Annotated in this window: 6 protein-coding genes; 2 read left to right on the forward strand and 4 right to left on the reverse strand. The window is 69.0% G+C overall.

Annotated elements, in window-relative coordinates:
- Positions 1-33: 33 nt before the first annotated feature.
- From H8S61_RS11170 to H8S61_RS11180, 3 genes are all read right to left on the reverse strand, one after another.
- On the reverse strand, positions 34-1,071 hold the full coding sequence (locus tag H8S61_RS11170) for a threonine aldolase family protein (RefSeq protein WP_160940975.1): 1,038 nt from the start codon (positions 1,069-1,071) through the stop codon (positions 34-36).
- 59 nt (positions 1,072-1,130) lie between these two features.
- The gene (locus H8S61_RS11175; protein ID WP_186939040.1) at positions 1,131-2,444 is read right to left on the reverse strand and encodes a 4Fe-4S binding protein; all 1,314 of its coding nucleotides are present in this window, start codon (positions 2,442-2,444) and stop codon (positions 1,131-1,133) included.
- A gap of 81 nt (positions 2,445-2,525) precedes the next feature.
- Entirely contained in the window at positions 2,526-4,079 is a 1,554-nt protein-coding gene (locus tag H8S61_RS11180; RefSeq protein ID WP_186939041.1) for a helix-turn-helix transcriptional regulator, read from the reverse strand.
- A gap of 146 nt (positions 4,080-4,225) precedes the next feature.
- On the opposite strand from H8S61_RS11180, the gene H8S61_RS11185 reads away from it, so the two are divergent.
- Both H8S61_RS11185 and H8S61_RS11190 read left to right on the forward strand, forming a co-directional pair.
- Positions 4,226-5,218: a YdhW C-terminal domain-containing protein gene (locus H8S61_RS11185; RefSeq protein ID WP_186939042.1), complete on the forward strand. Its 993-nt coding sequence runs from the start codon at positions 4,226-4,228 to the stop codon at positions 5,216-5,218.
- Positions 5,219-5,278: 60 nt separating this feature from the next.
- Positions 5,279-5,872 carry an iron-sulfur cluster assembly scaffold protein gene (locus H8S61_RS11190; protein ID WP_160940979.1) on the forward strand — a complete coding sequence of 198 codons (594 nt, stop codon included), beginning with the start codon at positions 5,279-5,281 and terminating at the stop codon, positions 5,870-5,872.
- A 184-nt stretch (positions 5,873-6,056) separates the two neighbouring features.
- Here H8S61_RS11190 and H8S61_RS11195 read toward each other — a convergent pair.
- A partial coding sequence (locus tag H8S61_RS11195) for an aldehyde ferredoxin oxidoreductase C-terminal domain-containing protein (protein ID WP_301332070.1) occupies positions 6,057-6,394 on the reverse strand: 338 nt, incomplete at its 5' end.

Consider the following 6,394-nt stretch of genomic DNA (forward strand, 5'->3'; position numbering starts at 1 on the left):
CCCGCCGCGAAGCGGACCCGGGGCTTTTTCGTGTTACAGCAGCGCGAGCAGCTCGTCCACGGCTTCGGGACGGGTGGCCCAGCTGGTGGCGAAGCGGACGACGGTGCGGCCGTCGGGCGTGCGCTCCCAGAAGCCGAACGACGCGTGCTCGGCCAGGCGCTCCTTGGTGGCGTCGTCCAGGACGACGAACTGCTGGTTCGTGGGCGAGTCGATGGCCAGCTCGTAGCCCTTCGCGCGGAAGCCCTCGGCGATGCGCTGCGCCAGCTCGACGGCGTGGCGGCCGATGCGCTCGTAGCGCAGCTCGCCCTCCACCTGGTCGAACAGCACGTCGAACTGCAATCCCAGGAAGCGCCCCTTCGCCAGCAGCGCCCCGCGCTTCTTCATGAGCGTGAAGAAGTGGTCGTCAAGCCCCGGTTTCGTGAACACGACGGCCTCGCCGCAGAACGCGCCCACCTTCGTGCCGCCGATGTAGAACGCGTCGCACAAACGCGCGATGTCGGCCAGCGTGACGTCGGTGCCCACGGCGGCCAGGCCGTAGCCCAGGCGCGCGCCGTCCATGAACAGCCGCATGTCGAAGTCGTGGCACACCTGCGCGAGCGCTTCCAGCTCGGCCAGCGAGTACACGGTGCCGTACTCGGTGGGATGCGAGAGGTACACCGCGCCCGGCGCCACGATGTGCTCGCGATTCTCGTCGCCCCAGTACGCCTCGCACAGCGCGCGCACCTCGGCGGCGTCCAGCTTGCCGTCGTGCTGCGGCAGCGGCAGCGTCTTGCGGCCGCACGCCTCCACGGCACCGGCCTCGTGCGCGGTGATGTGGCCGGTCGTGGCCGACACGATGCCCTCCCACGGCCGCAGGATCTGGTCGGCCACGGCCGCGTTGGCCTGGGTGCCGCCTACGAGGAAGTACACGGCCGCGTCGGGGCAGGCGCATGCCGCGCGGATGCGCTCGCGGGCGGCGGCGCACACCTCGTCGGTGCCGTAGCCGGACGTCTGGTCGAGGTTGGTGGCCATCATGCGCTCGAGGATGGCGGGATGGGCGCCTTCCATATAGTCGCTGTCGAAGTGGAGCATGGGGGTCGATCCTTTCTGGGAGGGGGTCTTGGCGCCTTGGCGCGGCGGGTCGGTCGGGGTCAGCGGCGGCTGGGCAGCACGCGGCGCTTGGGGATGACGATGGCGCGCGGTTCGAGGGCGAACAGCTCCGAGACGGTGAGCGTCTCCTCGCGGGAGATGGCCTCGTAGCGGCAGGTGTCGGTGCACGTGCCGCAATCGCGGCACAGGGCCGCGTCGAACTCGAGCAGCGTGCGGCCGCCGGCGGCTTTGCCCGCCTTGCGCAGCGCCTGCGTGGGGCAGAAGCCCGCGCACAGCGCGCAGCCCGAGCAGCGTTCGGCGTCGATGTCCACGCGCGGCGCGAGCGCGCGCGGTACGACGGCGTCGCCGGAGGGAAGGCCCGCGGCGTGCAGGTCGTCGAGCAGCTGCCAGCGGCGGCGGTCGGGCTCGGGGGCGGGCGCGTCGGCGGCGCGTCGGCCGGCCAACGCGTCTATCTGCGCCGATGCGGCGTCGGTGGCCGCTTCCACCAGCGCCGAACGAGCCTGCGAGAACAGGCCGCGCCGCGACACTTCGCCCGCGGCGTCCTCGTCGTCGGGCGCGGCCACGTCGTCCACGGCGTCGACGATGCTCACGACGGCATCGAGCTGCCACGTGTCGAGGATGCGCTGGGCCGCGTCCGCCGCCTGCGGCAGCGCGTCCACGGCGGCGGCGTGCTCGCACGAGGCGCACGGGGCCGTCAGCAGCGCGATGCGCTGCGCGCCCGCGCAGGCCATGTGCACGATGAGCGCTTCGTCTACCCAGCCGAGGCAGGGCAGCGTCACCGTGCGCTCGGCGTCGATGCGCGCGCCGCCGCGCACGGCCCGCTCGCACACGAAGCCCCCGCAGGAGGAGCCCGCGGCGCTCGCCGCCGCTTCGCCTCGGGCTCCGGCGGCCGGGGGTGTTCCCCCTTGGGGTGCTCCTCCTCGGACCCCTCTTCCTTGCGCCGCGGTAGGGGCTTGCAGGTCCCCGTCATTCCCACGCGGCGCAAGAGGGAGAGCCGCCCTCGCTGCCGCTCCCGCCTGCGCGCTTGCGTCCAGCAGCGCATCGTCGTCGAGCGGTGCGATCGCCAGCAGCGCGGCCGTGGGGCACGCCGTGATGCAGCGGCCGCAGTGCACGCACGCTTCGTCGTCGATGCGCGGTCCGGTGGGCCCGTCCTTGGTCACGGAGCCGTACGCGGTGGCGGACGCATCGTCATCGCCGCGCGTCGTGCCCACCGCGATGGCGTCGACCGGGCACGCTTCGGCGCAGCGCGCGCAGGATGAGCCCAGATCGCGTTCGGGCAGGCAGCGCTCTTCGTGCAGCAGCGCCACGGCCGGTTGCTCGGCCAGGCGTTGCGCTATGTCGATGAGATTCGGCATCCCGTTCCCCCTGGGTGTTCTTCTCGTCCCGTCGTCCGCCGCCGCAGCCGAGGTGCGAGCCGCGGGCGACATCTCCCTATTCTACGACGCGTACTGCTCAAGGTAGTCGAGGATCTCCTGACGGGAGTGCAACCCGGTTTTAGCGTAGATGCGCTTGATGTGCGCGTGGGCGGTTCCCTGGGTGATGAACAGCTCCTCGGCCACGCGCTTCTGCGTGTAGCCCAGCGCATACAGCGCCATCACCTCGATCTCGCGGTCGGACAGCAGGAACTGCTTTCCCATCTCCTCGGCGTTGTGCTTCATGGAGGCTTGGCGCATGTCCGCGAGGCTTTCGTGCTCGTCGAGGCCCATGATCTTGAGCATGCTCTGGCGCCGCGCGCTCTGCTCTTCCTGTTCCTCGGCCGTGTGCCGGGTGATGTTGAGGAACTGCACGAACACCACCTGGGTGGACAGGACCACCATCGCGCCCATCACGGCGCTCATGAGGATGTCGTTCGAGTACAGCTCGTGGCTTCCCAGCAGCGCGATGCGCGCCACGGCGCGGCAGCCCAGCCACACGAGCCATCCCGCGATGGCGTAATAATACGGGTCGCGCCAGCCGTAGCTCATGAACGCGATGATGATATACCAGGTGAACCCTACCATGAGCGCGTTGAGCGTGGTGGTGAACACCGCGCCGATGTCCAGCATGTCGGGGAAGGCCGCGTACGCGACCAGCGCGAAGCAGGCCAGCAGCTCCATGACCACGAAGATGCCCACGGTCATCACGTGCTGCCGGCGCTTCAGCACCAACGCGATGAGCGCGGCGCTGATGCCGATGGTCAGCGCGCCGTACGCCGCGCGCGTCACGGGCGTGAACGCGATGGCGGTGCCGTCGGGGTAGCCGCGCAGCAGGCCGATGACGATGGACAGGCAGCCGATGCCCAGCGCGGTGGCCGCGAGGAACTGCTTGCTTTGCAGCATGGTTTTGGAGAACCCGAAATAGTCGTTGGCCTGCGTCGGCGACACGATGGCGTGCGGTCGGCGCTGCTTGCGCGCCCACAGCATGCAGGGGTACTGCAGCAGCACGAGCACGGCGGCGGCGACGTTGCCCGCGAACACCGGCAGCAGTGTGCACAGGTAGATTTCCACTTCGCTGATGATGAGCGCGACGAACACGAACACGGCTGCGGCGGTGGTGCTCGTGCCGCGAGCGCGTCGCAGCCAATAATAGATGGCGCCGGACGACACGAGGGTGCACAGCGCGCTCAGCACGAAGCGCTCGCCCGCGCCGCCGCTGTCGAGCAGGTCGAACGCGGCCATCGCCACCAGCGCGAAGGCTTCCAGCGCCACGCACACGCGCATGATCACGTTGGTCGTGCGCTTGCGGATGGTGCGCTTGCTGACGGTCAGCGCGATGAGGAACAGCGCCAGAACGGACAGCGCCACCAGCATGGCGCCGTCGGTGAAGATGCCTTCGTCGGTGCTCGTGTAGCTGCCGTAGCTGTTTACGATGAGGCCTGCGCGGCCGAAAGCCAGACCGAGGATCAGCGGCCACAGCGGAGCGTAGCGGCGCGCCGTCCCGCTGAGTCCGCGGTAGGCATGGCTTTGCTCGGCGCTCTCGGGCGTCGGATCTGTTGTCGTGCGTGCGCCCAACCGTACGCTCCCTCCCGTGATCGGTACGAAGTTGACGCGGGCGTACGCCCCGTTCGCCTCGATTTATCCTGAAAGAGGGGATGCGGGCCGCGCGCCGTGGGTCATCATACCATACGGAAACCAGCGCATGGCAAAGGAGCGAACTTATGGTTGATGAAGAGGCTCAGCTAATCCGCGACGAAGTGATCCGCGCACTGGCTGAGCAGGGGGAAGACATCGAAGCGCTCGGTCTGCAGACTCCCGTCGAAGCCCAAATCGACGCCGAGCCCGTGGCGATGCCCGCATGGGATCACGTGGCCGAGGCGGCTGCCGAAGCGCGCGGCGACGCGGCGGCTGGCGAAGCGGGCATGGGCGACGAAGAGGTGGAGCGCCTGTTCTTGGCGGCGGTGTTCGACGACGTGCGCGCGCAGTCTGCGGACGGCAAGCTGGTTCAGCCGGCGCGCTGGCTTGACGCGGGCCTCGTGCCGCAGCACTTCTCCGTCGATGACTGGGAGATGTTCGTCTACGAGTATCTCGAGGATCGCAAGGCCGAGCGCGACGAGCGCGCCGCCGCGGCTCCTGCGGCTCCCGTTCGCACGGCGACCCGCCCGGTGGGCGTTCCCCGCATGCTGCGCGTGGAGGAGGAGCCTGAGCCGGAGGAAGCGGAAGACCCCCGTCATCCCGAGCTCGGCGTGGAAGACGCGGAATCAGAGGATCCCGAGCGGCGCGACGACGCAGAGGAGGCCGGCGGCGACGAAGCGCTCGCGGGCGTTCCCTGCGACGACATCGTGGCGCTCGTCGGGAAGCACAGCTACTACCTCTACTCGAACGATCGCATGACGGACGCGTACGCTCGCTGGTCGTTCCTCGCCAGCGAGGACGATCGCGTGCTGACGTTCGTGGAGTGCGTGCGCGACGAGTCGCGGAAGTACCCGCGGCCGATGGAGGCGTCGTCGCTGTCCAACGAGCCGTTCAACCTGTCGGCCGACGAGATCGACGAGCTGTGGCGCACCGTGCACGAAAGCGGCGCCTATCCCGATCTCGACACCGTCACCGCGTCGAACGGCGATGTGTACTACTTCTCGACCGAGCACCTCACGCCCACCTATGCGGCGTCGCTCGCGGAGTGGAACTCCGTCGAGCGCGACATGTTTCTGTAAACCGAACGCCGGCAAAGGCCGGCACGTACGGCGCCGCAACGGCGCACGAAAGGGGCTTTCATGGAAGACGAGGCGCGCAACGTATACCGCGAGGTGAAGGATCGCCACGTGCTGCGCACGGCCGACGTGTACCAAACCGAGATCGAGGACGGCGTGACGGGGTACTCCGACACGCTGCTGTCGGTGGTGGCGAACTTCCGCAACGGCGGCGCCCCCGAAGGGTTCAACGCGCAGAGCATGGTGGGCAAGTCGAAGCGCGGCGAGGTGGCGCTGCGCCTGTTCGCCGTCATCGACCCCGAGACCGAAAGGTTCGTGCGCGTGGGCTTCAAAGCGCGCGGGTGCCTGGCCGTCACGGGCTGCGCCAGCGTCGTGTGCTCCATGCTGGAAGGCCGCACGTTCGACGAGGCCCTGGCCATCACCACCGACGACGTGAAGACGGCGCTCGACGGCGTCCCCGTGGACAAGGTGTACACGCTCCATTTCGCCGTCGAGGCCATCCGCGCCCTCATCGGCGACTACCTCGCGCACCGCGGCGCCACGCTCGAAGAGCTCGACGCCGTCGTGCCCTGCAACGCCATGGGCGTCCCCTGCATCATCTGCGAGCACTGCTCCTTCCGCTCCACCCGCGTGGACTTGAAGATGGCGGAGGCGTAGGGAGCCCCTGCTCCCTACGCCTCCGGCGCGGCGGATTGCTTGGGATGCACGCGTCCAGCTTCGCGTCGTTCGCGCAAAGCCTCTCAACCAGGAACGCCCCCGGATGCTGCATCCGGGGGCGTTCCTATAAGGAGGTCGGGGTCGCGGGGAGAGGGGGAGATGCGACCCCGTGTCGTGGGTTGCGCTACGGCAGCAAACCCAGGCCGTCGAGCTCTTCCTTCACGTCGGCCATGCCGTACTGGTCGAGGCAGGCGGCCGTCGGGCAGCCCTTCTCGTGGTCCCAGCCGAACGTGTCGTACACCATGCCCAGGGCGGTCTGGAAGTCGTCGCGGTCCATCTTGATGGTGCCCTCGGTGAAGGGCTGCTTGTCCGGATCGTGGTCGAACGTCCAGGCGCACATCGTGTCGTGGACGTTGCGCATGTCGTTCTCGCCCATCGTGCCGTCGTCCTTCGTCATGCCGCGCACGGTGTTGGCGCGCTGCAGCGTCATGATCTTGGCGCCGGCCTGGTACAGGTCGTCGG

Source organism: Eggerthella hominis (genome assembly GCF_014287365.1).
In the GTDB taxonomy this organism is placed as follows: domain Bacteria; phylum Actinomycetota; class Coriobacteriia; order Coriobacteriales; family Eggerthellaceae; genus Eggerthella; species Eggerthella guodeyinii.